Source organism: Pseudomonas sp. CFBP2511 (assembly GCF_030209255.1).
Classification (GTDB): Bacteria; Pseudomonadota; Gammaproteobacteria; order Pseudomonadales; family Pseudomonadaceae; genus Aquipseudomonas; species Aquipseudomonas avellanae.
On the sequence record NZ_JARVSI010000009.1, the window covers coordinates 1 to 22,041 of the forward strand.

A 22,041-nucleotide genomic window follows, 5' to 3' on the forward strand; every position below is an offset into this window, starting at 1 on the left:
CGATAGTTGGGATTATCGTTCCTCAAGCTCCAGTGGAATGCCTTGCGTGACGCTCTGCGTCACAGATCTGCGCAGCATCGCGATACTCAAGACCGGACATAGAGCGTCGCACGATAGTTGGGATTATCGTTCCTCAAGCTCCAGTGGAATGCCTTGCGTGACGCTCCGCGTCACAGATCTGCACAGCACCGCGCATTCAAGGTCGGACGCGGGAGCGAACAAGAGTGGAGGTTGTTCACATGTCGTCGTCGATACGAATCACTTCGTCAGTGATCTCTTCCAGCTGGCGGACCACTTTGTAGATGTGGCCGACGGCCAGCAGGGTAGGGCGGGGGATGTATTTTCCGACGTTGACCTTGTACAGCGTGCGCGCCAGCCAGATGCTTTGCACGACCGGAATGCCCGCTTTCTTTGCCTGTGCGATCAGCGCCAGGGCATCTTCGTCCTCGCCCTTGCAGTGAATCATCGGCAATGGCGTCTCGCCAGGCCGGTAGTAAAGCGCCACCGCATAGTGAGTCGGGTTGACCAGCAGCATGTCGGCTTCTTCCACCGGTTTCGGCGCAGCGCTTGGCTCCTGATTGAGAATTTCATGGGCCAGTTGGCGGCGATGGCCCTTGACGTGCGGGTCGCCCTCGGACTGTTTGTATTCCTTCTTGATGTCCTCGTGGCTCATGCGCAGCTTCTTGGCATGGAAATACTTCTGCATGGCAAAGTCGATCAGGGCGATGACCAGCAGCAACCCCAGAATAACCCTGAGCACGTGTTGAAACAGCTCGATCAGCGCATGCAGATAAGTGGCCAGATCGCTGTTGGCCAACAGGATCAGAGTGCCCAATGCCGGCTTGACCTGGGTATACAAGGTCGCTCCGATCGCCACGGCCTTGAGAATGCTCAGCAACAGATTGAGGATGTTCTGCCCGGAAAACATCTGTTTGGCGTGGGAAAAGGGGTCGATCTTTTTGATATCGAGCTTCAACGCCTTGGGCGCGAAGAGAAAGCCGATCTGCACCCAACTGCTGATCAAGCGCATGAGCATCGCCAGACCCACGCTGCACAAGGTAAAGCTCAGTACCACGGACAACCCTTCGCTGGCGATCAGCTCGACTGCCGACATGAAAGGCCGTTCAATACCCTTGAAGGTCAGCGCCAGCAAAGCCTGCAGGCGATTCACGCTTTCATTGGCCAGGCCCAGCGTGACCTCACTGACAGCCAGAAGAACCAGCAGCTTGCCGAGGTCCTGGCTTTGTCCGACCTGGCCCTTTTCCCGCGCGTCGCGGATCTGTTTGGGCGTGGCTTTTTCTGTTTTTTCGCTCACGGCACCTGCACCACAAAGCCCAGTATCGACTTGAGATCAGCCAGCTTCGACAGTTCACCAGTGCCCAGTTCCAGCAAGGTCGGCAGGTAGACCAGCAGAAAAGCAATACCCGCCATGCTTTTGGCCGGCATGGCCAGAATCGAGACGTTCAGCTGTTGCGCGTACAGCCCGATGATCGCCAGCGCGGCCTCGATCAACAGCAGCAACGCGATGAAGGGCGCGGCATACAGCATCATGTGTTGCAGGGTCTGGTTCAACTGACCGAGAAACACGTCCAGGCCTTCCGCGGTCATGCCTGGCAACCACGAAGTGGGCGGCCAGACCATGTAACTGTCCCAGATGACCTGGGTAATCAGAGACAAACCGCCTGAAATGAGCACCAGCATGACCAGGGTTTCCTGAAACAGCTCGCCCAGCGGCGTAGCGTCAGGCCCCAGCGACGGGTTTATCTGGCCGCCGCTGAGTGCACCGCGCTGGCTGTCGAGCAGAGCGCCCACCGAGGCGAACATCCAGAAGGGCGCATACAGCAGCATCCCCAGCAGCGTGCCCAGCACGACTTCCTTGAGCAGCAGGCCGCCGATGGCAAACCAGTCGTCATTGAGTGAGGTCAGTGCGCGGCTGATGCCGGGCGCAGGGATCATCGCTACCACCGCCACTACGGCATAGCGCAGTGGGCCTTTCAGGTATTTGAAACAAAAGGCCGGCACCAGCAGCATGCACGGCACCAGACGCGCCATTGCCAGGCCCATGCCGAGGATGAGATCGAAGAAATTCTGCGCGTCCAGAGGCATCTAGTGGACGACTCCAGAGCGGGCGATAAGATCGAAAGCCATGTTGATGAACTGGATCAGTTCGACTCCGATCCAGCGACCGGTCATGGCCAGCGTCATACCCACTGCCGCCAGTTTGATACCGAACGGCAGGGTCTGATCCTGAATCTGCATGAGTGCCTGCAACAGCGAGGTGATCACCCCCACCAGCACCGCAACGCCCAGTGGCGGAGCGGTCAGGATCACCACCAGAAACATGCCTTGCTTGAACAACGCCAACGCTTCCATGACCGCCTCACATATACGAATAGAAGAGGCTGTCGAGCAGACGCGACCAGCCCGACACCATGACAAACAGCAGCAACTTGAGTGGCAGCGACAGCGTCATGGGCGAGACCATCTGCATGCCCAGCGCCAGCAGCAGGTTGGAGACAATCAGGTCGATAACGATGAACGGGATGTAGATCAGAAAACCGATCTCGAAACCGGCTTGCAGCTCCGACAGGACGAACGCCGGGATCGCCAGCAGCAAGTCGTTCTTGCTCGCCTGGTCTGCCATTTCCTTGGGCCACATGCGCTGGGTGTTGTCGAGCAGGTGAGCGACGACATCCGGGTCGGTGTTACGCGTCATAAACCGTTGCAGCGGTTCGATGACGGTTCTGGCGCTGGCTTGCAGTTTTTCGGTATTGCCCAGTTCCAGTGGATGGTCATGCACACGCTGCTGCATTTCATGGGCCACCGGGGCCATGACGAACATGGTCGCCGCCAGAGCGATGCCGTACAGCGCCATGTTTGGTGGCACCTGCTGCACGCCGATGGCATTGCGGGTGATCAACAGGGTCATGGCAATCTTGAGAAACGCGGTGCATACGATCAGCAAAAAAGGGATCAGCGACATGGCCCCGAGAAACAGGGCCAGCAGGAGCGGGTTCGCTCCTTCCATGATCATGGCTGGGCCGCCAGCCGGGTAATCTGCAAGCCAAGCCGGCCATCGACATCAACCAGTTCGCCTTCAGCCACCACGCGCTCGCCGTGGCACAAGGTGGCATAACCTGGCGCAACGCCGCCCACTTCGAGGATGGTCCCGGCGTCCAGCCGCCGCAACTCGGCGAGCGTCAAACGCAATTCACCGCAACGCAGCGTCAGGTCCAGTGCCAGAGAGTCGAGGCCAGAGGGTGCTTGTTGCTCTTCTTGCTCCTCTTGCTCGTCGTCATCCGGTTCGGCCTCTGCATAGTCGGACTCGTCGTCCGGCTCGGCCCACTGTTGTTCGTGCTCGTGCTCGTGCTCCTGCTCAGCCGTTTCATCGTCATAGTCTTCGAGACTTTCGACATCATCCTGATACAGATCTTCAGTACTCATGGTGGCTGTGCTCCTCGTGGCTGAGCCGCAATAAAAGATGCTGGTCCTGACTGTCGGTCTGGGCTGCCCATTGCCGTCCTGCCAGGGTCAGAAAGCCCTGTCCGGCGCTGTCGAACTTGCAGTTGGCGGGCAGCAACACATCGCCAGGACGCAGCGAAGCGAGTTGTTCAAGCGTCAGCGATAGCTCGCCAAGAATCAGCGGCGTGGTGATCGACCAGCGCTCGTCGAGAGGTTTCAACCGTGCTTGCCAAGGGGCGGAACGCAGCAGCGTGAGCAGCGTCTCGGGCGTTGCGTGCAGGTGGGCATGGACCTGTTGATCGGCCAGCCGGACCTGAATCCGGCAGCCGACAGTAAGCTCTGCACACGCCTGGGGCAGCGGCTCGACCGGGGCCAGCAGATCGGCAATGGTCGGGCTCAGGCGTTGATTGAAAAACTGCCAGTACCAGGCTTGCTGTTCGCCGCCCAGCGTCAGGGGGATATCGCCCAGCAGGCTCAGCAGTGCTTCGGCATCGCTCAGGCACAGCGCCCCGACGGCGGTGTTCAACCAGACGCCCTTGGCAGGTGTCTCGTCAGCGGCGATCAGCGGCAGCAAGGTCAGCTCTGCCTGTTGGCCCTTGGCGCTGAAGCTCAGGCATTGACCGGCGCCCAGCTCACGCGAGACCTTAGCCAGCAGCGGGTCGACCTTACGCAGGCACAAGGCGCTCATGCTGAAAGGTCTTCATGCATGTCCAGCTCAACGTCCTGCCCAAGCGCTTGTGACAGCGAGTCGCGGCATGCGCCCGTATGGGCACTCAGACGCTTGAGTACATCGCGGCGGGCAAAGCCCAGCTGCACGCTCCAGCGGTTTTCGGTTTTGTTGGCATTGACCCGAACGCTGCCCAGGCTGGGCATCAGCAGGGTGAAACTGAGGGGGCCGTCAGGCTGATCCGGCAGGCGCTGCGCCAGCTCGTCGATCAGTTGGGTCGGCACTTGTTCTGCGCGTACCGGAAAGGCTATACCGCCCCCGCCAAAGCCTTGCTGACCAGGTTCGGCACTTACGGGCGGCACCAGCAGTTGCGAAAAGAACATGCCGTCGGCACTCATCGGGGTGTCTTGCAGCGACTTGCTCAGTACCGAACGGCTGGTCTGTACATCGCCACGGCCCAGGCCACCGGATGCAAGGCGTTTTTCACCGAATGGTTTTTCACTGAGAGTTGTGGCTGGCCGCTCGACAGGCGCAGGGCGCTGGGGTGCTGGTGGCGCTTTGGCCGGGGTTTTGATCGGTGCGGTCATCGTCACTTAACCTTCTTCGTTGAGCGTCTCCTCCATGCAGGCGAGTTTCTCGACCGCGCGCTGAGACGCTTTGGCTTGCAGACGTTTCTGTTCAAGCAACGTCTGCTGTTCGGCTACCCGCAATTGCTGTTGCTGCACGTCCTGGCGGATAAAGGCCAGGCGGTCGAGCATGTTTTTTTCTTTCTCATGCCATCGGTCGACATCGTTCAGGCTGATGGTTTTTTGCAGATGGTCCTGCGACAGGCTCTCGCGACGTCGCTTGTGGTTGTCACGTTCCTGGTCCAGTGACGCCCGGGTCTCTGATAAGTGGTCGAGCATCGATTTCAGTTCCACCTGCGCCTGGCGATGTGCTCGCTCGGCACTTGCCTGACGATGCTGGCGCAGCGGCGTCAGCAGGCTGATCACCTGTTCCAGAGCCTCCCGTTGCGGGTCTTCCTCGAGTGTTTCGTCCATGATTACTCCGGCAGTTGCGAGGTGATGCGCAGCAACCCGTCGAGGGTTTCCTGCAGGGGCACCGGCTCACGCAGGTCCTGGCGCAGAAACGCATTGATCGCGTCGTTCAGTTGCACCGCGCAATCGGTCACCGGGTCGGCGCCGGCCTGGTATTCACCCAGGCGCAAGAGCATTTCCACTTGCTTGTAGGCCGCCAGCAACTGGCGCAGACGATTGTTGGCGCGCTGGTGATCGCGACCGGTGACGTTGCTGAGGATCCGGCTGATGCTGGCGGACACGTCGATAGCGGGGTAGTGGCCGCGCTCGGCCAGCTTGCGCGACAGCACGATATGGCCGTCGAGCAACGAGCGTACTTCATCGGCCACGGGGTCGTTCATCGAGTCCTGCTCGATCAGTACGGTGTAGAGCGCGGTGATCGAACCGTTTTCGCTCATCCCGGCACGCTCCACCAGCCGTGGCAGCAAGGTGTACACCGAAGGTGGCAGACCGCCGCGGCCCAGCGGTTCGCCCGATGCAATGCCGATTTCCCGTTGCGCACGGGCAAATCGGGTCAGGGAGTCGAGCAGCAGCAAGACCTTCTGGCCCCGCGCGCGAAAGGCTTCGGCGATGGCGGTTGCCGTGAAAGCGGCGCGGGCGCGTTCCATACTGGATCGATCGGACGTGGCACAAACCAGTACCGAGCGAGCGCGCAGGGTTTCGTCCAGTTCATGGTCGAGAAACTCGCGCAGTTCGCGGCCCCGCTCACCGATCAGCCCGAAGACGATGACGTCGCAGTCCATGTTGCGGGCCAGTTCGGCCATCAGCGTGGTCTTGCCGCAACCGGCACCGGCGAACAGCCCGACCCGCTGGCCTTCACCGAGCAGAATGGCGCTGTCGATGGCCCGTATGCCGGTAGGCAAAGACCGGGTGATACGCGGCCGCTGGGTTGGCGGCAAGGCGTCGGCAATCACCGGCAGCGTGTCGCGGCGATCATCCGGCCCGGCAAAGGCCCCCAGGCAATCACCGAGCAGCGGCCGTCCGAAACCGTCCAGCACGCAGCCCAGCAACGTGTCGTCCACGCCTATTCGATGGGCGATGCCGAGCGGGCGGATCGGCGCACCGACCTGAATGCCGTCCGGCGCACCGAGGGCGCTGAGCAGCGTGCATTCCTGGGTGAAGCCAACGATTTCAGCCAGCAGAAAACTGCCGTCGGCTTTGCTCACTTCGCACAGATCGCCGACCTTGGCTGCCGGTATCTTGCACTCCAGCAAAATCCCGCGCACCGCGCTCACCCGGCCACTGACGCGCACGGCGGAGTACTGGCTCAAGCGCGCTGCGTGGGTGTCTTTCCACTGGTTCAGTGCGGCGTTCACCAGGTCACCTCAATGTGTCGGTCGCCATCGAACTGCAAACGCTGATCGTCGATTTTGGTCAGGCGCAGGCCGTCTTTTTCATCGCCCACATACATGCGGCGACCGTCGGCGGTCACCAGATGCGCATGCGGCCCGGTCATGATCTGCACGACAACAAACGGCAGGGTATTGCGCGCGCTGGCGACGTTATCAAGCACCGTCACGGGTGAGTCATAACGGTCCTTGAAACGCTGCAGCATGCGCTGATAGACCACCAGCGACTCTTCCTTGAGATGCCCATTGAGCATCAATCCCTCTGGCGTTTCGGCCACGCTGACGTCAGTCAGCATGCGGTCGCTGAGCATGGTAGTGAGCTGATGCCGCACAGCTTCCATGCTGGCCAGGCGAACGCGCTTGTCAGTCGCCGGGCCGGCGGGTTTCGCTGCAGGTTGCGATGTTTTGGGCGCAGCGCTCGGCATGCCGGGCGCGGTTGTCATGGCTGAGGCGATGTGCGCCGGGCCTTGGTCGAGCACGATGGCTGCCGGGCGTGTCAGGCTCCAGGCGCTGCCGATCACGCCTACCAGCAAGCCGGCGATTATCCCGGTGGTGCGGTTGAGAAATTGCGAGCGCGACTTGACCTTTTCCAGCGGCGCTTCGTGACGTGCAGGTTCGGCCTCAGCCTGCGGCTGCTTGGGGATAACGGCCGGAACCGACGGCCACTCATCGCCGGCTGGCGAGACGCACAACCACACTGAACCGAGCATGAACGCGGTGTTGAGCGTCAGGTCCACGCTGGCCTGTGAATGGCCCTCTTCATCGCACACCGCGCCCTCTTCAGCGTTGAGGGTCCAGCTGTCGTCCAGGCGTTGAAGGCGGCAATGCAGGCTTTCCACGCCAGAATCGTCCAGCGCCAGGTCCTGCTGTTGAGCAGAGCCGATCGACCACTGCTCGCCGATCAGGGGCAGTGCTGCGCCCTGGTGCTGGCCGTTCAGTACGCGTAATTCAAACATCTGACCATCTCCGTATGCTCAAACCTGACAGGCTCAAGCGGCATGCTCGTTGTCCATCGGTTCGAGGTCATCTTCAAGGTCGAAGCGACCCATGACCCTGACCTTGGCTGCGTTGCTGATTTCCGCAAAAGACAGTACGGGAACGTGATAGAACTCTTCTCGCAACAAGGTGCGCAGCGGGCTGCGCAGATCCTGTGCAACCAGCAGCACCGCCTGTTCAGGCGCGCGCAACGGAAAGGCGATATGCAGCTGCTGCACAAGCATCTGGCTGATGTCGTTGCTCAGGGCAAAGAACGTTTCTGTCTGTGTCTGGCGCAGACCGTCACGCAGCAAGCCTTCGCTTTCCGGTGTCAGCAACCACACCTGCAAGCCATCGGCACCGCAGTACTGGTGGTAAATCTGGGACTTGAGGGCGATACGCACATAGTCGGTCAGCACGTTGGTGTCGCGCTCGTGCTGGCAATGCTCGATCAGTGTTTCGGCAATCACCCGGATCGCCCGCAATGGCACGCACTCGGAGGCCAGTCGCTGCAACACCGCCGAGAACCGCGTGAGGGTCAGCACCCGCTGCATTTCCTGAGCAAGCTCAGGCTGTTCCGATTCCAGCCAGCCGAGAATGGCTTTGGTTTCCTGCAAGCCGATGAACTGCGGGCCACAGGATTGCAGCGCGCGCTCCATGCGTTCGGTGATGAGGGTCATGGAACTGACAGTGGCCAGCTCGCCGCCTTGCTCGGCCGGTAGCCAGACCCACTGATCTTCCTGGCGATCCGTGGTGCCGGAGATGGCGGCGGGCACGTCCTCACCGTTGAACTGGCGGACATCCACTGCCACGTGTGTCTGGGTAAAGGTCGCCTTGAGCATCGGCACGTCGTAGACCGTGAAACGAAATTCGTCTGGCTGCAGATGATCCACGTACTCGATGATGAAGGAGGGCAGCGTCAGGCCGAACTGCACTACCAGCCGGTTGCGTCGTTGACGGATCTCACTGACCAGCGCATCGACCAGCGCGCTGTTCTGGCCAGGGTGAAACTGCAGGACAAACTGACGGCTGGGGGAGAACGTGCGCAAGTCTTCCTTGCCATTCATCTCCGGCGCTACCGCAACGGCGCCTTGTTCTTCTGCCTTGGGTTTGGCCCGTTGCAGTTGCAGCATGCCGCCGGCACCGCAAATGATCGCAATGGTGATAAACACGCCGGTCGGCATCCCCGGCAACGCCGCGAAGCCGAGCATCGCCACTGCGGCAATGATCCAGGCCTTGGGCTGGCTGGTGATCTGCTCGGCGATTTCGCGACCGATGTTGGCTTCAACGCCTGCTTCGGTGTTGGGTACGCGGGTGATGATCATGCCGCAGGTAACAGAGATCAGCAGCGCCGGAATCTGCGCGATCAGGCCGTCACCGATGGTCAGTACGGTATAGAGCTGCAAGGCGTCGCCGGCGGTCATGCCGTGCTGCACCACGCCGATGGAAATACCACCGATCATGTTGATGGCAACGATGATCAGGCTGGCAATGGCGTCGCCGTTGACGAACTTCATTGCCCCGTCCATCGCACCGAACAGTTGGCTTTCCTTGTTCAGTTCCGAGCGGCGGTTACGTGCTTCGTAGACCGAAATCAGGTTGGCCCGCAAGTCACTGTCGATGGACATCTGTTTGCCGGGCATGGCGTCCAGCGTGAATCGGGCGCCCACTTCTGCAACCCGTTCCGAGCCCTTGGTGATCACCAGAAAGTTGACCACCGTCAGGATCAGGAAGATCACCAGGCCTACTGCCAGGTTGCCGCCCACGACGAACTGGCCGAAGGCTTCGACGATGTGTCCGGCGTCCTGGTTGAGCAGAATCAGCCGCGTGGTCGAGATCGACAACGCCAGACGGAACATGGTGGTCAGCAGCAGCACCGCAGGGAAGGTTGAAAACGCCAGCGGCCTTGGCAGGTGCATCGCCAGCATGATCAGCAGGCAGGAAATACAGATGTTCACCGCGATCAGAACGTCGACCAGCCCGGTGGGCAGTGGCGTGATCATCATGAATACGATGGCAATCACGAAGAACGCGCCGACCACCTCTGAGCGACGCATGGCCGACAAGGCGACCATGTTCAGAAAGTTGATGATCTGATTCATCAGACGAGCCCCCCGTAGAGCTGCTTTTGTTCCTGAGTGGTGAGTTCAGCCATCAGGATGAGCAGGTTGCTCAGTGCGGTCTGGCGGCTTTTCATGTCGCGCCAGAGCAGGATCGGCAGTTGCAGCAGCATGGGGCGCAACCCGTTGAGGAACGCCAATTGGTGCTTGAGCTGCTTGCCACCAATGTGTTGAGTCAGTTGCAGGGTCTGGTTCACATTCATTCCATTGGCCGTCAGGGTCAGCAAGTGCTTGAGAAAGGCTGGCGGGTCGACCGTCAGGTCGGGGTTCTTGTTGCGCATACGGCCCAGCAGGTGCTCGCAACCTTTCAGCAGCGTGGTCACGTGGCGTGCCGTGTTGAGGCCGTGCATCAGTGTGCGCAGTTGCTCGTGAGAAGCTGACGGCGTCATCGCGGACAGGTCGTCGGCGATCGCGGTGCGCATATCGCGCAGGTCAATGTTGAATTGCCCGGCTTCTTGCTGCTCGCCGAGCAATGCTTCGATCAGGCCGGTAATGTTTGGCTGGCCGGAAACCGCCACGCTATAGAGGTTGCGCAGGGCGACTCGACGCTTGTTATCGATATTTGGCCGCGCGAACGCCTTGGCGCTGTTGATCCCGGCGCGAGCACGTGGACCGTACTTGCGACGCAGCTGTTTGAGCTGCTGTGTCAGGACCACATGCTCGCCCATCTCACCGTCGGCTTCGGCTTGTTTTCTGGCGGCTTGCAACACCACATGAGCCTTGGCGGCATCACCGTCGGTGTAATCCAGAACCTGCTTCAGATCTGAGGACGAGTCGTCCTGCATGAGCTTTTTGCGCAATACCCTGGCCGCGTTATCCAGCCCGGTGTCCTGATCGGTCATCAGCAGTTGATAAAGCTCACCGAGCTTCACCGCTCGCGACTGCAAGGCATTGTTGCTGGCGATCAGGTCGCGCTGAATGAGGATGCGTCTGTGCTGGATGAGCGCGGCCGCGAAGCGCGAAACCTGTTGTGGCGAAGTCCCTGAATTGTGCAGATCAGCATTGGGAAGTGGCTGCGCAGCAGGCGTCACGACGCGGGTCGGCGCGACCGGAAGTATTCGCATGATAGGCGGAGCGACGATTTTCATAGGGCAGTTCTAAGCCGGGTCATGTCCGCTGAGTGGGTCACGGTCCCGGATCAGTTCCCTTGCGAAGCTGACCGATGTTTTTGTGCCAAAAGCTGTTGTGGCAAAAAACGGTTTGCGCAAAGTTTTGTATTACAAAGAATTTCACATTTTAAAATATCTTTATAAATCAATAACTTATTTCTATTTTTAAGCTGGCATGGTTATCGCTATAGGGCTTGTACACCACTAAATCAGGGTAAGCCCATGTTTCAGAAGATTGTGATCCTCGACTCAACCCAGCCCCGTCAGCCATCTTCGTCCGCCGGTATTCGCCAAATGACGGCCGATCAGATTCAGATGCTCAGGGCGTTTATCCAAAAGCGGGTGATGAACCCTGATGATGTGGATGACATTCTCCAGTGCGTGTTTCTTGAAGCCCTGCGCAACGAGCACAAGTTTCAGCACGCCAGCAAACCGCAGACCTGGCTGTGTGGCATCGCGCTGAACCTGATCCGCAATCACTTCCGCAAAATGTATCGTCAGCCGTATCAGGAAAGCTGGGAAGACGAAGTGCATTCCGAGCTGGAAGGGCACGGTGATGTCAGTCATCAGGTAGACGGGCATCGGCAACTGGCGCGAGTCATTCAGGCCATTGATTGCCTGCCGTCGAACATGCAAAGAGTGCTGGAAGTGTCGCTGGAGATGGACGGCAATTATCAGGAAACAGCGAATAGCCTCGGCGTGCCGATTGGCACCGTTCGCTCACGCCTGTCCCGCGCGCGGGTTCAGCTCAAGCAGCAAATCGACCCGTTCGCCTGAATGGCGATCTCGATCATTTTTTCTGGAACCAACTTGCACCTTCAACCACACAGTTGCCATCGCTCACTCTCGGATGGCAACTCACCATGCGTATATCCAGTTCTCCCTTCGTTATCGTGAACCAACCCACTCCTGGCGAACTGGCTCTGGCTGTTGAGTCGCCTCTTGCCAAAGCCTTGCCGACACCTGCGGGTGGCGGTGGGCAAGCCGGCGTGCAGTTCGGTCAGCCGGCCGGCAACACGCAAGGCGCGCCGACAGGAGCCGAGCAGACCGCGTCGTCTATCCTGGCTCTTTTGCTCCAGGGCAGTGGCGGGGCAGCTGCCAATGCCAATGTGAATAATCAGGTCCAGCCGCAACCCTGCGCAGATTCTCCTGCCGAGGCTGCACCGACTGAAGCGACTGCCCCGGCCGCTCCGGTTGAACAGGTCGCAGCTCCCACGAACACAGATGCAACCGACGCTTCCAACGCCCCAAAAGCCGCAGACGCAGCCTTTCTCGACAATTCTGAATACTCCTCGCCAGAAGCTCTGAAACGTTGGGAACCGATGGTTGCCCATCTGCCGCCCGAAGAGCGCGAGCAGGCGGCGAAAGAGCTCAATCGCCCGATTGCAGCGGCATGGATGGCGCGTGATGATGGCCCCGATGCCGGCAAGGCCATGGATTTCATCAACGCCAACCCGGCGCTGAAGACCGCCGTGGACGTTGCTCAGGGTGGTGGCAACGCAGATGGCAAGATCACTAACAAAGATCTCAAGACCTTCGCAAAAAATATGGAAAAGGCCGCAGACAGTGCCGACAAGGACTTGGCCAACTACACCAAGGACAACCCCGACGCTGACCCGCAGTCACTGGAAATGGTGCGCAGCGCGGCAGTGATGCGAGCCAATATGCCACTGGCGATTGCTGCCGACCCACATCATGCAGTGGATGCAGCGGACAAGACCAAAGTTGACGTTAATGTCGACGCCGAAGACCTGAAGGGGTTGGCACAAAGTAACCCAGGGTTGTCCGGAGCGCTCAAACAGTCCTGCAGCACCTGGTCGCAACCAGGCTTTTTGGGTCAGGTAGACGAAGCGGGCATGTCGGGGCGCAAGAAGGCTGCGCACAGCCCTGATAAGATGTTCGACGCGAAAAATCTGAGTGAGTGGATCAAGAAAAGCGCACCCACCAACGGCGGCCAGTTCGCCAGCATGCTCAGCGATTCTGCGACGCTCAATGCGGTGGCCGGGATTGATATCAGCAAGCTGGACAAGGACGTATTCGACAAACCCAAGTCTTACAGCGGTGCACAGAAAGCGGCCGTCATGGTCAAGTTGCAGCAGACCCAGCAAAGCGTTATCGCCGGGCGCAGCCTGCGCAACACCGACAAGACCGAGCAGGGTTTGAACGACCGGATTTCCCAGCTACAGGCTGATCCTGACGTACAAGCGTACCTCAATAAAAGCATTCCCGAGCAGGAGCGCAATCTGGTCCGCAGTGATGCCTCGCTGCAAAAGGCAGTCGTCGAGCAGACGAAAAACGTCAATAGCGGTCAGGCGCTGCAGACTGATATGGACAAGGCGGACAAGGCCGTCAACAAACATAATCCGAATGCCGATTACAGCGGCGCCATCAGCGGTTTGTCCGCCCAGTTGCAACTGCAAAAAGACCTGTTCCCCGATTCCAAAGTACCCACTACCAATCAGGTGCTTGAAAACAAACCCGATCTGCAAGACAAGATTGCCACGTCCTACGTGACCAACTTCAGCGAAGGCGGTGCACTGAAGCAGCTGCTCGGCCAGAAAAAGTCTGATGCCAGCCAGTCTCTGCAAACCGCCGATAACCAGAAAGCCATTTACGACAGCGTGCTGCCCCCTGATTTCACCGAAAATCAGCATGAAAACTACATGAACAGCACGTTGAGTACGCTGCAAGACTCCAAAAAAGGTCGCAAGCTTCTGGAAGGCAAAAGCGATGAGGGCGGACCGTCCATGTTGACTCAGCTCGCCGAGGCGGGCGTCGGCGGCAAGGCGCTCAACTCGATCGTGGGCTTTGCTTCAGTGTCCAGCCTGATCGCTCATGGCGACAAGCTTGGCGCAACCCAGGCCATTTACGACAGCACGAGGATGGGCGCCGAGGCCATTAAAGGTGGCATCGACGCCGGGGCGAAGATGATGGGCCGCGAAGCCTCAGCCGGCCTAGGGCGTCTGGGCGGACAGATGATCGGTCGCGCCGTCGGCATGGTTGCCGGTGAAGCCACCGGCCTTGCCGCAGGTGCCGCCCTGGGCGCTGCGATTCCAGTGGTCGGCTGGGCAATCGATGGCGCCCTGGCGGTAGGTTTCGGTATTTCCATGATCATTGATGCTGTGAAAAAGCATAAGGCGCAGAAGGCGTTCGACCATAACGTTGATCCGGTGCTTGATCAGTTCGGGATTGCGAAGGCGCATTGATTGACTGAAATGTCGGGGCCCGGGCAGCGTCACGCCCGGGCTCGGCACTATTTTTCGTACGCGGAGATTCAATCATCGTGGCCTCGACCTCGGCTTCAGCTCAAAGCAAAGCATTGCAGGATACGAACTTCAAGGCGAGCGATCTTGCCGAGCTCGCGCGCTGGTGTGAGAGCCCGCACCCCTATGCGCTGGCACCCTCAAAAGCAGCGGGGAAAAGCAGCCAACTGTCTGCAAATGTTGTGAGCATCCTGTTGCAAGAAGGCAAGCACGCCCTTGAACAGCGCCTTGAGGCTCAAGGTCTCAAGCTGGCCGACGTTGTTGTTTCGGAAGGTCGGGACCACCTTCATATAAATCTAAATTACCTTGAAATGGACAGTTGTCTGGGGACGTCCAAGGGTTTATGGGCACCTGACAGTAACGACAAGAAACTGATCGCCAGGGCTGCGCGCTATTTTGATGATTTCAACGCGCAAAAATTACCTGAACTGGCGCCGTTGACGAAGGTGAAAAGCAAGGACAGTCTCGGTGTCATGCGCGAGCTGCTACGTGATGCGCCGGGGCTTGTTATTGGTGAGGGGCACAATTCAACGTCCAGCAAGCGTGAACTGATCAATAACATGAAGAGCTTGAAGGCCAGTGGCGTGACCACGCTTTTTATGGAGCACCTCTGCGCCGAATCACATGACAAGGTGCTCAATAATTACCTGAGCGCGCCCAAAGGCAGTCCGATGCCTGCCAGGTTGAAAAACTACCTCGATTTGCAGGGTCAGGGTTATCAGGCTCCGGAAGAGCTCCACACGAAATATAACTTCACTACCCTGGTGGAGGCGGCCAAGCACGTCGGGCTGCGCGTTGTCTCGCTGGATACAACGTCCACCTATATGGCCCCGGAGAAGGCTGAGATAAAGCGTGCCCAAGCCATGAATTGCTACGCAGCAGAAAAAATAAGGCTGAGCAAACCGGAAGGTAAGTGGGTCGCTTTTGTCGGGGCAACGCACGCCACTTCCTGTGACGGAGTTCCAGGCTTGGCAGAGTTGCATGGGGTACGCAGTCTGGTGATCGATGATCTGGGCCTCAAGTCCCGAGCGACCGTCGATATCAATGTGAAAGACTACGGCGGCAAGCTGAATCCAGACGTGAGGCTTTCCTGTAAGGTCTGAGCGCTTGAACAGGCGGGCGGCAATGCATGAAATTTGTCAGGTTGCTGGAAACAGCATCCTACAAAGGAACTCGCTTATCTGGCCTCGCCACTCAGGTTAAGTACTCTATGAGAGGTAAACGCTATGCCTTCTTCTGTTCACCTGGGCATTGCTGCAAATCTTGCGCATTTGCAAACGCTGCGCCTCAACGATCGGGTCCAGATGCATAATGTGCTTGAGCCCGGCAATCGTTCGCATGCGCCCAGTCAAGTGCACATCTCGACCGGTCGAATAGCTGCACTGAAGGCCGCCAATAAAGCCATTGATGACACCTGGGAAATATTGCTCTACGGCTCAGGCAATCAGCAGGGGCACGTACAATCTTCTCGGGGAGAGTCCTATAAACGCACGGCTCTCGCCTACGAATTCGAAAATCGGATGGACACGGGTTACAGCAATCCAAATTATCATCAGGCTTTCGTAGCGGCATCTGTTCAGGCTGGTAATTGTGATCAGATGGCTAATGTCAATGCGCTGCTTCTTTCCGTCTCGGGTATCCATGACCGGGTCTCGCTTGTTCATGCGAACGATTTAGGGCACGCGTTCGTTTCGGTTGGAGATGAGCGTATGCCCGGAGGCGCAGTGATTTCGGATGCCTGGCCTGAGTTTGGCCGGGCTCTTCTGCAACGAGACTTTGCACTTGCCGGGCAAACCCCCCAGACCGTTCGTACCTATGATGTTGCGTACAAACCTGAAGTACGGGAAAACCTGCTCAATGCCGGCAAATACTCGCAGCATCAGATAGATGAGTCTTATGCTCAGGTTGATCCGCTGCGTGGCAAACTCGACAACGACGCGTTAACGCATTCATTGCTCACCAGCCCGGACGTCAAGCTGTATAAGCAAGTGCACGCTTCGCAGAATCTGGGTGTTTCTTATCATAACAACGGGTCTACCCCGCAAGTTGTAGATCAATCACTGTCCATGCGTCAATTAAACGAACGCCTTGTCAGGGCATCATACCCTCATGTTAATTTGCCGCCGCCGACATGGGAGGAGCTGCTTGATTTCAGCGTGCAAAATGGTGAGTGATAAGGGCTGCGGTCAGAACGCTCTAGTAATATGCACGTTTTAAAGACCTGTTTATCGAGCGTCACGGAGAAATAATGGATAATCGACTCAAACAGATTTTGTCGCCCGTTTTTAAACTCCTGTCTGTGCCGGTAAACAGTCTGGAGGCCTGCGACAGTTATGTGGTGACACTGGAAGATGGGCTGGCGATTGAACTGAAAGAGTCACCTGACGAGTTTCTTACCGTTAGCTGCCTTGTTCCCATACCTGCCGAACGTTTCAGTGATCCGGAAACCCTGGGGATATTGCTGCAGACCAACCTGTTGGGGCTTGAACATCCGCCCATTTTGACAGGTGCCATAGTCGAACAGCAGAAGATAATCCTGTGGACACGACAGGCTTTTTTGATGCTCGACCAGGCAGCGATGCTCCAGTTGTTTAACCGTTTTACCGAGCAAGCCCAGAGAATGACAGGTTGGCTCGCGCTGCCTTTGAAGGAGAGCGAGGACGTGAAGCTGCCTTCTCAAGCACCACAGGCCAAAACCAGTCTTAACGCCGGTTTGAGAAAAGTTCTGGCCTAGCGCTGGAATTTCGACGTACGAAAAAAAGACCTTGAACATCAAGGTCTTTTTGAAAGCATTTTTAATCTGCCGCGTTGGCACTGAAAGAAGGCCGCTCCTCGGAGATAAAATCGCTGCTTGAATGCACGCTGTGTGTCACTCAGGCTTTGATGATCGTTCGTTTACATTGCGATAGGTGTAAACCTATCGCAATGTAATCCATCTGGTCATCCAGGTGGGGGAATAAGGCATCAGGCCTTTATGGCGGGCCAGTCAGCTGATTCAATCGCAGACATGGCCTTGTCCGAAAACGAATCCGCATCGCTTGGCGGCCTCTGCAGCAGCCTCCATGGCTGCACGCTGATCCGCTGCACTCTGCGAACTACCAGTTCCTGCTGAGGCCGAGCCTGAGTCCGCGAAGGCGTTGCCAGCCAATGCTGCCAGCGGAAAAAAGGCAATGCAGATAGCGCGGTTGAGCAGTTTGGTTTTTTTCATCTTGGGCACCTTGATCGGTTGTGAATGGCAATTAAGTGCTTGCCATGCAAAAGGGTTGAGGGCGTCCATTGCGGTTCTTTGCGCTCCTTGCATGCATGTGTGGCCCTTGCAGAGCATCCGGTTCCACAAAAGTCGAGCTCACGCTGCCGATGGCTTCACCAAAGCTGCTTAGGGTAGAGCCCTGTATTCTGCTCGCGTTTCTCGTGGTGTTGCCGCAAGCCAGCCACGTTTGCAAAACCCGACAGCCGATGACACAACCGATGACACGTGATAAATAGTGCGCCGTGGCTGAGCTAACCGGTACGGCATATCGAAGAAGTGGAGCAGCCTGCTCGCGTATCGCGAGCCAAAATCAGATCCGATGACGCTTTGGAATTACGGTGAATCAGATGCAAAAGACGACCCTATTGGCTTTAGCCCTTGCAATGTTGGCAGGGTGTGGGGTTTCGGGGCCGGCGCCGGGAAGTGATATTCAGGGTGCCCAAGCAGAGATGAAAACACCCATTAAAGTAGATCTGGATGCCTACACCTCAAAAAAACTTGATGCTGTGTTGGAAGCTCGGGCTAGCAAAAGCTATCTGGATAGAGGTCAACTGATCGACCTTGTATCAGGAGCGTTTTTAGGAACACCGTACCGCTCAAACATGTTGGTGGGCTCAGCGAATGTACCTGAACAATTAATCATCGACTTTAGAGGTCTGGATTGTTTTGCTTATCTGGATTACGTCGAAGCATTGCGAAGATCAACATCGCAGCAGGATTTTGTGAGGAATCTCGTTCAGGTTCGTTACAAGGGTGGTGATGTTGGCTTTTCAAATCGCAAGCACTTTTTCACGGATTGGGCTTACGGAACGGCATACCCTGTGGCGGATGACATTACCGCGCAGATAAGCCCCGGTGCGGTAAGTGTCAGAAAACGCCTTAATGAAAGGAGCAAGGGCAACGTCTATCTGCCCGGGTTGCCTGTGGTGGAGCGCAGTATGACTTATATCCCGAGCCGCCTTGTCGACAGCCAGGTAGTGAGCCACCTGCGCACCGGTGATTACATTGGCATTTACACCCCGCTTCCCGGGCTGGATGTGACGCACGTCGGTTTCTTCATCATGACGGATAAAGGCCCTGTCTTGCGAAATGCATCTTCACGAAAAGAAAACAGAAAGGTAATGGATTTGCCTTTTCTGGACTATGTATCGGAAAAGCCAGGGATTGTTGTTTTCAGGGCAAAAGACAATTGAGTTAACGGGGGGCTGGCATAGGCGCGTTCTGCACAGTCCGTGTGTAAACAGCGAAAATGCTCAGCCTCTGCCTTTATTGCTGTTGTCGTTAGGGGTAGGGATAATCTCGACTGGAACTTTTTGTCCTTTAGGCAGTGTAACGATCAGCGCGCTCGCCTCGTCTCCGCCGTCAATGACTGATGAAGTGTCCGCGTACACCTTGCCGCCTTTTTCAAGAAAGTCGCCCAGTCGCATCTTGACCGCCACATGGTCGTCATGGGCGTAGCCGCGAATAGCATTTTTTGCCCGAGAGCCTGTCATTACATTCAGTGAAGGGTCTTTCAGATCCGCAGCGCGGGCGCTTTTCGGAAAGTAAGCGCTTGCCTCGTGAGGTAAGTCTCCTAAAATACTCGCGAGTGGATTAAGCTGCAGCTCTTCATGCAGGTTGACACGTGCAATGGACTTTGGATTGCCTGCCAGTTTGCCTTCCTGTATGAAGCGCTTCTCGGTTGTTCTGTAGAGCGGCGTATCGTTGTTAATCCTGAGTTTTCTCATGGGGTCATGAGTATTCAGAAACTGTTCTCTCTGGCTGACCGATAGCTGATGAATAGAGGTCAGGGTTTCCCCGCCAATACGGTGACTCGGTGTGGGCGAGCCAGACATGTTTCGTGGGCTGGAAATTGAGCTGTAAATCGGGTGAGTGCCCGAGGTGCCGGGTATGGTACTCATCATAATGTCCTTTTCTAAAGTGCCAGCGTATGCGGTGAGTGCACCGGTCTGGCTTTATTGCGATAGCACGCCTGTCGGGCGATGTGCAGCTGCTCCGTTTTGCGAAGCGCGATATGAGCACATGCTCAAGAGTGCTGGCGAGCTGCCGTCCACTTGCTTGTTTTAATTGAGCTTGAATGTCGCTCTGATGCCGCCTGCTACATCGAGCAAGTCCTCGAATACCTTGCGCATTTCAACGGCATTCATTTCAATCAACGGAATGCGTGTGTGAAGTAAGCCGACCTTTTCTCCGTTCATTCCAAAGGTGAAGAAGGGCTTTCTAAGACTGAAATTGTTCAATTGAAGTGCGTGGCTGAGCGTGTCATTGCTGGCGTCGTTAAATTGTCCGATTGTGGCCGCGAAATGCACCCATCGACAGTCGTCCTGATAAATGTTTACTTCGAGCCCACTCTGGAATTTGAAGCAATAGACTTCATTGTCGTGTTTCTTGTTCGGCAAACTCGGCATGCTGTAGTCTTTCGCCAAACCGTCGACAAGAAGATCAAATGAGTTTTTCATCATACACCTCAGCGAATCTGAAGACGCTGGGTGGTCATCGAGAGGTATCAGGTTCCATTTTTGATCGAGTCAGTAGATGGAGATGCCACGCTATCGCACAGCCGTCATGCGAGAATGTTAGACTTTTTCGATTTTTGTATCGGGTCGCATCATGGCGAATGGGTTCTTGGGAGGGTCGGGAGCACAGCATCGAGCATCAGATAGGCGCCTGGAATGTGGGGATTCAGCAATGCCAACTAAACGACCGCGATCTTGATAACGACAACAACACCGACAACTACAACGGCACGCCCTCTGCCGCTAAATAGTAGCAACGCGACCTACCGTGTTATTTCGTGGAGGCGAGCGTCTTGCGCTTGCTTATACGGACAGGTCTTGTGCACGTGAGCACGCTTGCCTCTTGTTGAGGCAGGCGTTTTCGTGTCAGGGGGAAGAGCGGAGTCCGTGGCACGAGGTCACTATTATTCAGCTTGCAGACGACTGAATTTTTTTCGCCACCAGAGTCACGCCTTCGGTGAAGCTGTAGCCATAGCCGAAGACATAGGACTGGTCTCCTGGGTTTAGTTCAGTTCTATTGTGACGTATTTCGTATCGGTATTTGAGCGCATAATCATAAGCCCCAGACAATATAGGCAATACCGTTTGAATCTCATAACCGTCAGCATTGAGTTGCGCCACTGCGTCTTCGACGTCTTTCGATAGCCGCTCACCGTCTATCTGACAATCAGACCACCCGGTTTGCTGCCACTGGGTCTCTTTTTTCATGATTTCCTTGTCGCCGAAAAAGCCCTTTTTAATTTCGCCTGTAGGTACTTTAACCGAGACTTCCTCCCCAATGGGTTTGAAGTAAGCCTTTACGTAGACGATCTTGTTCACAGCGTTATCCTTGGTTGTGTGATCCGGGTGCCGACGCTCTGCGCTGGAAAGCAGTCTTGGGCGCTCCGCGGCCAGTGCCGGGCAGGTGGGGCAGATCGCAGTCTCAGTCAGACCACTTTCCCCCAGACGAAAAAAAAGACCTTGAATTTCAAGGTCTTTTTTCAATGGTGGTGCCCCGAGGGAGAATCGAACTCCCACTTCTTTCGAAAACGGATTTTGAATCCGCCGCGTCTACCAATTCCGCCATCAGGGCTCAATGGCGGCGAAGTATAAGGATGAGTTTTCCGTTGGTCAACAGGGATTTACGCAGGTTTTTTACTAATGCCGTCAAACCGGATAAACTTCCCGGCCCTGCTAAACGAACCCGATCATGCGCGTCGCTGACTTTACCTTCGAACTCCCCGATTCCCTGATTGCTCGTCACCCGTTGGCCGAGCGTCGCAGCAGTCGTCTGTTGACCCTTGATGGGCCGACGGGCGCGCTGGCACATCGTCAATTCACCGATTTGCTCGAGCATTTGCGCTCGGGCGACTTGATGGTGTTCAACAATACCCGTGTCATTCCCGCACGTTTGTTCGGGCAGAAGGCGTCCGGCGGCAAGCTGGAGATTCTGGTCGAGCGCGTGCTGGACAGCCATCGTGTGCTGGCGCACGTGCGTGCCAGCAAGTCGCCCAAGCCGGGCTCGTCGATTCTGATCGATGGCGGCGGCGAAGCCGAGATGGTGGCGCGGCATGACGCGCTGTTCGAGCTGCGCTTTGCCGAAGAAGTGCTGCCGTTGCTGGATCGTGTCGGGCACATGCCGTTGCCTCCTTATATAGATCGCCCGGACGAAGGTGCGGACCGCGAGCGTTATCAGACCGTTTACGCCCAGCGCGCCGGTGCGGTGGCGGCGCCGACTGCCGGCCTGCATTTCGATCAACCGTTGCTGGAGGCGATTGCCGCCAAGGGCATCGAGACCGCTTTCGTCACGTTGCACGTCGGCGCAGGCACGTTCCAGCCGGTGCGTGTCGAGCAGATCGAAGATCACCACATGCACAGTGAGTGGCTGGAAGTCAGCCAGGACGTGGTCGATGCCGTGGCGGCGTGCCGCGCGCGGGGCGGGCGGGTGATTGCGGTCGGGACCACCAGCGTGCGTTCGCTGGAGAGTGCCGCGCGTGATGGCCGGTTGAAGCCGTTCAGTGGTGACACCGACATCTTCATCTATCCGGGGCGGCCGTTTCATGTCGTCGATGCCCTGGTGACCAATTTTCATTTGCCCGAATCCACGCTGCTGATGCTGGTTTCGGCGTTCGCCGGTTATCCCGAAACCATGGCGGCCTACGCGGCGGCCATCGAGCACGGGTACCGCTTCTTCAGTTACGGTGATGCCATGTTCATCACCCGCAATCCCGCGCCGACGGCCCCACAGGAATCGGCACCAGAGGATCACGCATGA

At 57.3% G+C, this 22,041-nt stretch carries 22 protein-coding genes, 1 tRNA gene and 1 pseudogene; 7 read left to right on the top strand and 17 right to left on the bottom strand.

All coding sequences use genetic code 11. The features are described from left to right. Positions 1–235 precede the first annotated feature (235 nt). The 12 genes from sctU to sctW are packed head-to-tail and all read right to left on the bottom strand — an operon-like array spanning position 236 to position 10,737. Positions 236–1,315 carry a type III secretion system export apparatus subunit SctU gene (gene sctU / locus QRN38_RS07575; RefSeq protein ID WP_003375716.1) on the bottom strand — a complete coding sequence of 360 codons (1,080 nt, stop codon included), beginning with the start codon at positions 1,313–1,315 and terminating at the stop codon, positions 236–238. Beyond that, positions 1,312–2,106: a type III secretion system export apparatus subunit SctT gene (gene sctT, locus QRN38_RS07580; protein WP_005763879.1), complete on the bottom strand. Its 795-nt coding sequence runs from the start codon at positions 2,104–2,106 to the stop codon at positions 1,312–1,314. Before sctT ends, sctU begins: the two co-directional genes overlap by 4 nt. Next, complete coding sequence (sctS, locus tag QRN38_RS07585; protein ID WP_003375712.1) at positions 2,107–2,373, bottom strand: type III secretion system export apparatus subunit SctS; 267 nt, start codon at positions 2,371–2,373, stop codon at positions 2,107–2,109. Positions 2,374–2,380: 7 nt separating this feature from the next. Then, complete coding sequence (sctR, locus tag QRN38_RS07590; protein WP_003375709.1) at positions 2,381–3,034, bottom strand: type III secretion system export apparatus subunit SctR; 654 nt, start codon at positions 3,032–3,034, stop codon at positions 2,381–2,383. After that, positions 3,031–3,444 (bottom strand): FliM/FliN family flagellar motor switch protein, encoded by a 414-nt coding sequence (locus QRN38_RS07595; protein WP_007244824.1) that lies wholly within the window; start codon positions 3,442–3,444, stop codon positions 3,031–3,033. Before QRN38_RS07595 ends, sctR begins: the two co-directional genes overlap by 4 nt. Continuing rightward, positions 3,434–4,150 carry a type III secretion system protein gene (locus QRN38_RS07600; protein ID WP_007244823.1) on the bottom strand — a complete coding sequence of 239 codons (717 nt, stop codon included), beginning with the start codon at positions 4,148–4,150 and terminating at the stop codon, positions 3,434–3,436. Before QRN38_RS07600 ends, QRN38_RS07595 begins: the two co-directional genes overlap by 11 nt. Continuing rightward, entirely contained in the window at positions 4,147–4,716 is a 570-nt protein-coding gene (locus QRN38_RS07605; RefSeq protein ID WP_007244822.1) for a flagellar hook-length control protein FliK, read from the bottom strand. The genes QRN38_RS07600 and QRN38_RS07605 overlap by 4 nt, the downstream gene beginning before the upstream one ends. Before the next feature lie 6 nt (positions 4,717–4,722). Next, positions 4,723–5,169 (bottom strand): hypothetical protein, encoded by a 447-nt coding sequence (locus QRN38_RS07610; RefSeq protein WP_005736326.1) that lies wholly within the window; start codon positions 5,167–5,169, stop codon positions 4,723–4,725. A 2-nt stretch (positions 5,170–5,171) separates the two neighbouring features. Then, positions 5,172–6,521 carry a type III secretion system ATPase HrcN gene (gene hrcN, locus QRN38_RS07615; RefSeq protein ID WP_005763862.1) on the bottom strand — a complete coding sequence of 450 codons (1,350 nt, stop codon included), beginning with the start codon at positions 6,519–6,521 and terminating at the stop codon, positions 5,172–5,174. Then, the gene (gene sctD / locus QRN38_RS07620; protein WP_007244821.1) at positions 6,518–7,510 is read right to left on the bottom strand and encodes a type III secretion system inner membrane ring subunit SctD; all 993 of its coding nucleotides are present in this window, start codon (positions 7,508–7,510) and stop codon (positions 6,518–6,520) included. The genes hrcN and sctD overlap by 4 nt, the downstream gene beginning before the upstream one ends. Before the next feature lie 33 nt (positions 7,511–7,543). Beyond that, complete coding sequence (gene sctV / locus QRN38_RS07625; RefSeq protein WP_007244820.1) at positions 7,544–9,631, bottom strand: type III secretion system export apparatus subunit SctV; 2,088 nt, start codon at positions 9,629–9,631, stop codon at positions 7,544–7,546. Next, positions 9,631–10,737 carry a type III secretion system gatekeeper subunit SctW gene (gene sctW, locus QRN38_RS07630; protein WP_005615731.1) on the bottom strand — a complete coding sequence of 369 codons (1,107 nt, stop codon included), beginning with the start codon at positions 10,735–10,737 and terminating at the stop codon, positions 9,631–9,633. The genes sctV and sctW overlap by 1 nt, the downstream gene beginning before the upstream one ends. Before the next feature lie 243 nt (positions 10,738–10,980). Between sctW and hrpL the strand changes: the two genes are divergently transcribed. From hrpL to QRN38_RS07655, 5 genes and pseudogenes are all read left to right on the top strand, one after another. Then, positions 10,981–11,535 (top strand): RNA polymerase sigma factor HrpL, encoded by a 555-nt coding sequence (gene hrpL, locus QRN38_RS07635; RefSeq protein WP_007244819.1) that lies wholly within the window; start codon positions 10,981–10,983, stop codon positions 11,533–11,535. Positions 11,536–11,621: 86 nt separating this feature from the next. Then, positions 11,622–13,964, top strand: coding sequence for a type III secretion system helper protein HrpK1 (gene hrpK1 / locus QRN38_RS07640; protein ID WP_007244818.1), 2,343 nt, complete (start codon positions 11,622–11,624; stop codon positions 13,962–13,964). 77 nt (positions 13,965–14,041) lie between these two features. Beyond that, a pseudogene (gene hopB1 / locus QRN38_RS07645) lies at positions 14,042–15,124 on the top strand (type III secretion system effector HopB1); the annotation flags it as partial. Between the two features lie 123 nt (positions 15,125–15,247). Continuing rightward, a complete protein-coding gene (locus tag QRN38_RS07650) occupies positions 15,248–16,195 on the top strand; it encodes a hypothetical protein (protein WP_057419085.1) in 948 nt (315 codons plus the stop codon). A gap of 74 nt (positions 16,196–16,269) precedes the next feature. Beyond that, positions 16,270–16,755: a CesT family type III secretion system chaperone gene (locus tag QRN38_RS07655; RefSeq protein ID WP_057419086.1), complete on the top strand. Its 486-nt coding sequence runs from the start codon at positions 16,270–16,272 to the stop codon at positions 16,753–16,755. A gap of 261 nt (positions 16,756–17,016) precedes the next feature. Here the strand turns inward: QRN38_RS07655 and QRN38_RS07660 are convergent, their stop codons facing one another. Next, positions 17,017–17,298: a hypothetical protein gene (locus QRN38_RS07660; protein ID WP_010206509.1), complete on the bottom strand. Its 282-nt coding sequence runs from the start codon at positions 17,296–17,298 to the stop codon at positions 17,017–17,019. A gap of 320 nt (positions 17,299–17,618) precedes the next feature. On the opposite strand from QRN38_RS07660, the gene QRN38_RS07665 reads away from it, so the two are divergent. After that, positions 17,619–18,464 carry a DUF1460 domain-containing protein gene (locus QRN38_RS07665; protein WP_054090511.1) on the top strand — a complete coding sequence of 282 codons (846 nt, stop codon included), beginning with the start codon at positions 17,619–17,621 and terminating at the stop codon, positions 18,462–18,464. Between the two features lie 60 nt (positions 18,465–18,524). On the opposite strand, the gene QRN38_RS07670 is transcribed toward QRN38_RS07665, so the two are convergent. The 4 genes from QRN38_RS07670 to QRN38_RS07685 all read right to left on the bottom strand — a co-directional run bounded on the left by QRN38_RS07670 (position 18,525) and on the right by QRN38_RS07685 (position 20,859). Further along, the gene (locus QRN38_RS07670; RefSeq protein WP_007244814.1) at positions 18,525–19,172 is read right to left on the bottom strand and encodes an AvrPphF family type III effector; all 648 of its coding nucleotides are present in this window, start codon (positions 19,170–19,172) and stop codon (positions 18,525–18,527) included. A gap of 162 nt (positions 19,173–19,334) precedes the next feature. Beyond that, positions 19,335–19,730, bottom strand: coding sequence for a type III secretion system chaperone family protein (locus QRN38_RS07675; protein WP_007244813.1), 396 nt, complete (start codon positions 19,728–19,730; stop codon positions 19,335–19,337). Positions 19,731–20,195: 465 nt separating this feature from the next. Then, a complete protein-coding gene (locus tag QRN38_RS07680) occupies positions 20,196–20,606 on the bottom strand; it encodes a hypothetical protein (protein WP_010206511.1) in 411 nt (136 codons plus the stop codon). A 168-nt stretch (positions 20,607–20,774) separates the two neighbouring features. Further along, positions 20,775–20,859, bottom strand: a tRNA-Leu gene (locus tag QRN38_RS07685). A 117-nt stretch (positions 20,860–20,976) separates the two neighbouring features. Between QRN38_RS07685 and queA the strand changes: the two genes are divergently transcribed. After that, on the top strand, positions 20,977–22,041 hold the full coding sequence (queA, locus tag QRN38_RS07690; protein ID WP_054090519.1) for a tRNA preQ1(34) S-adenosylmethionine ribosyltransferase-isomerase QueA: 1,065 nt from the start codon (positions 20,977–20,979) through the stop codon (positions 22,039–22,041).

What these genes read in the sequence shown, in the direction of transcription:
- hrpL (WP_007244819.1), top strand. Translation starts at nt 10,981, where the DNA reads ATGTTTCAGAAGATTGTGATCCTCGACTCAACCCAGCCCCGTCAGCCA.
- queA (WP_054090519.1), top strand. Translation starts at nt 20,977, where the DNA reads ATGCGCGTCGCTGACTTTACCTTCGAACTCCCCGATTCCCTGATTGCT.
- hrpK1 (WP_007244818.1), top strand. Translation starts at nt 11,622, where the DNA reads ATGCGTATATCCAGTTCTCCCTTCGTTATCGTGAACCAACCCACTCCT.
- QRN38_RS07660 (WP_010206509.1), bottom strand. Translation starts at nt 17,298, where the DNA reads ATGGACGCCCTCAACCCTTTTGCATGGCAAGCACTTAATTGCCATTCA.
- sctT (WP_005763879.1), bottom strand. Translation starts at nt 2,106, where the DNA reads ATGCCTCTGGACGCGCAGAATTTCTTCGATCTCATCCTCGGCATGGGC.
- QRN38_RS07655 (WP_057419086.1), top strand. Translation starts at nt 16,270, where the DNA reads ATGGATAATCGACTCAAACAGATTTTGTCGCCCGTTTTTAAACTCCTG.
- sctR (WP_003375709.1), bottom strand. Translation starts at nt 3,034, where the DNA reads ATGATCATGGAAGGAGCGAACCCGCTCCTGCTGGCCCTGTTTCTCGGG.
- sctS (WP_003375712.1), bottom strand. Translation starts at nt 2,373, where the DNA reads ATGGAAGCGTTGGCGTTGTTCAAGCAAGGCATGTTTCTGGTGGTGATC.
- QRN38_RS07670 (WP_007244814.1), bottom strand. Translation starts at nt 19,172, where the DNA reads ATGAGTACCATACCCGGCACCTCGGGCACTCACCCGATTTACAGCTCA.
- QRN38_RS07665 (WP_054090511.1), top strand. Translation starts at nt 17,619, where the DNA reads ATGCAAAAGACGACCCTATTGGCTTTAGCCCTTGCAATGTTGGCAGGG.
- QRN38_RS07650 (WP_057419085.1), top strand. Translation starts at nt 15,248, where the DNA reads ATGCCTTCTTCTGTTCACCTGGGCATTGCTGCAAATCTTGCGCATTTG.
- sctD (WP_007244821.1), bottom strand. Translation starts at nt 7,510, where the DNA reads ATGTTTGAATTACGCGTACTGAACGGCCAGCACCAGGGCGCAGCACTG.
- QRN38_RS07595 (WP_007244824.1), bottom strand. Translation starts at nt 3,444, where the DNA reads ATGAGTACTGAAGATCTGTATCAGGATGATGTCGAAAGTCTCGAAGAC.
- QRN38_RS07605 (WP_007244822.1), bottom strand. Translation starts at nt 4,716, where the DNA reads ATGACCGCACCGATCAAAACCCCGGCCAAAGCGCCACCAGCACCCCAG.
- sctW (WP_005615731.1), bottom strand. Translation starts at nt 10,737, where the DNA reads ATGAAAATCGTCGCTCCGCCTATCATGCGAATACTTCCGGTCGCGCCG.
- QRN38_RS07610 (WP_005736326.1), bottom strand. Translation starts at nt 5,169, where the DNA reads ATGGACGAAACACTCGAGGAAGACCCGCAACGGGAGGCTCTGGAACAG.
- QRN38_RS07675 (WP_007244813.1), bottom strand. Translation starts at nt 19,730, where the DNA reads ATGAAAAACTCATTTGATCTTCTTGTCGACGGTTTGGCGAAAGACTAC.
- sctV (WP_007244820.1), bottom strand. Translation starts at nt 9,631, where the DNA reads ATGAATCAGATCATCAACTTTCTGAACATGGTCGCCTTGTCGGCCATG.
- QRN38_RS07600 (WP_007244823.1), bottom strand. Translation starts at nt 4,150, where the DNA reads ATGAGCGCCTTGTGCCTGCGTAAGGTCGACCCGCTGCTGGCTAAGGTC.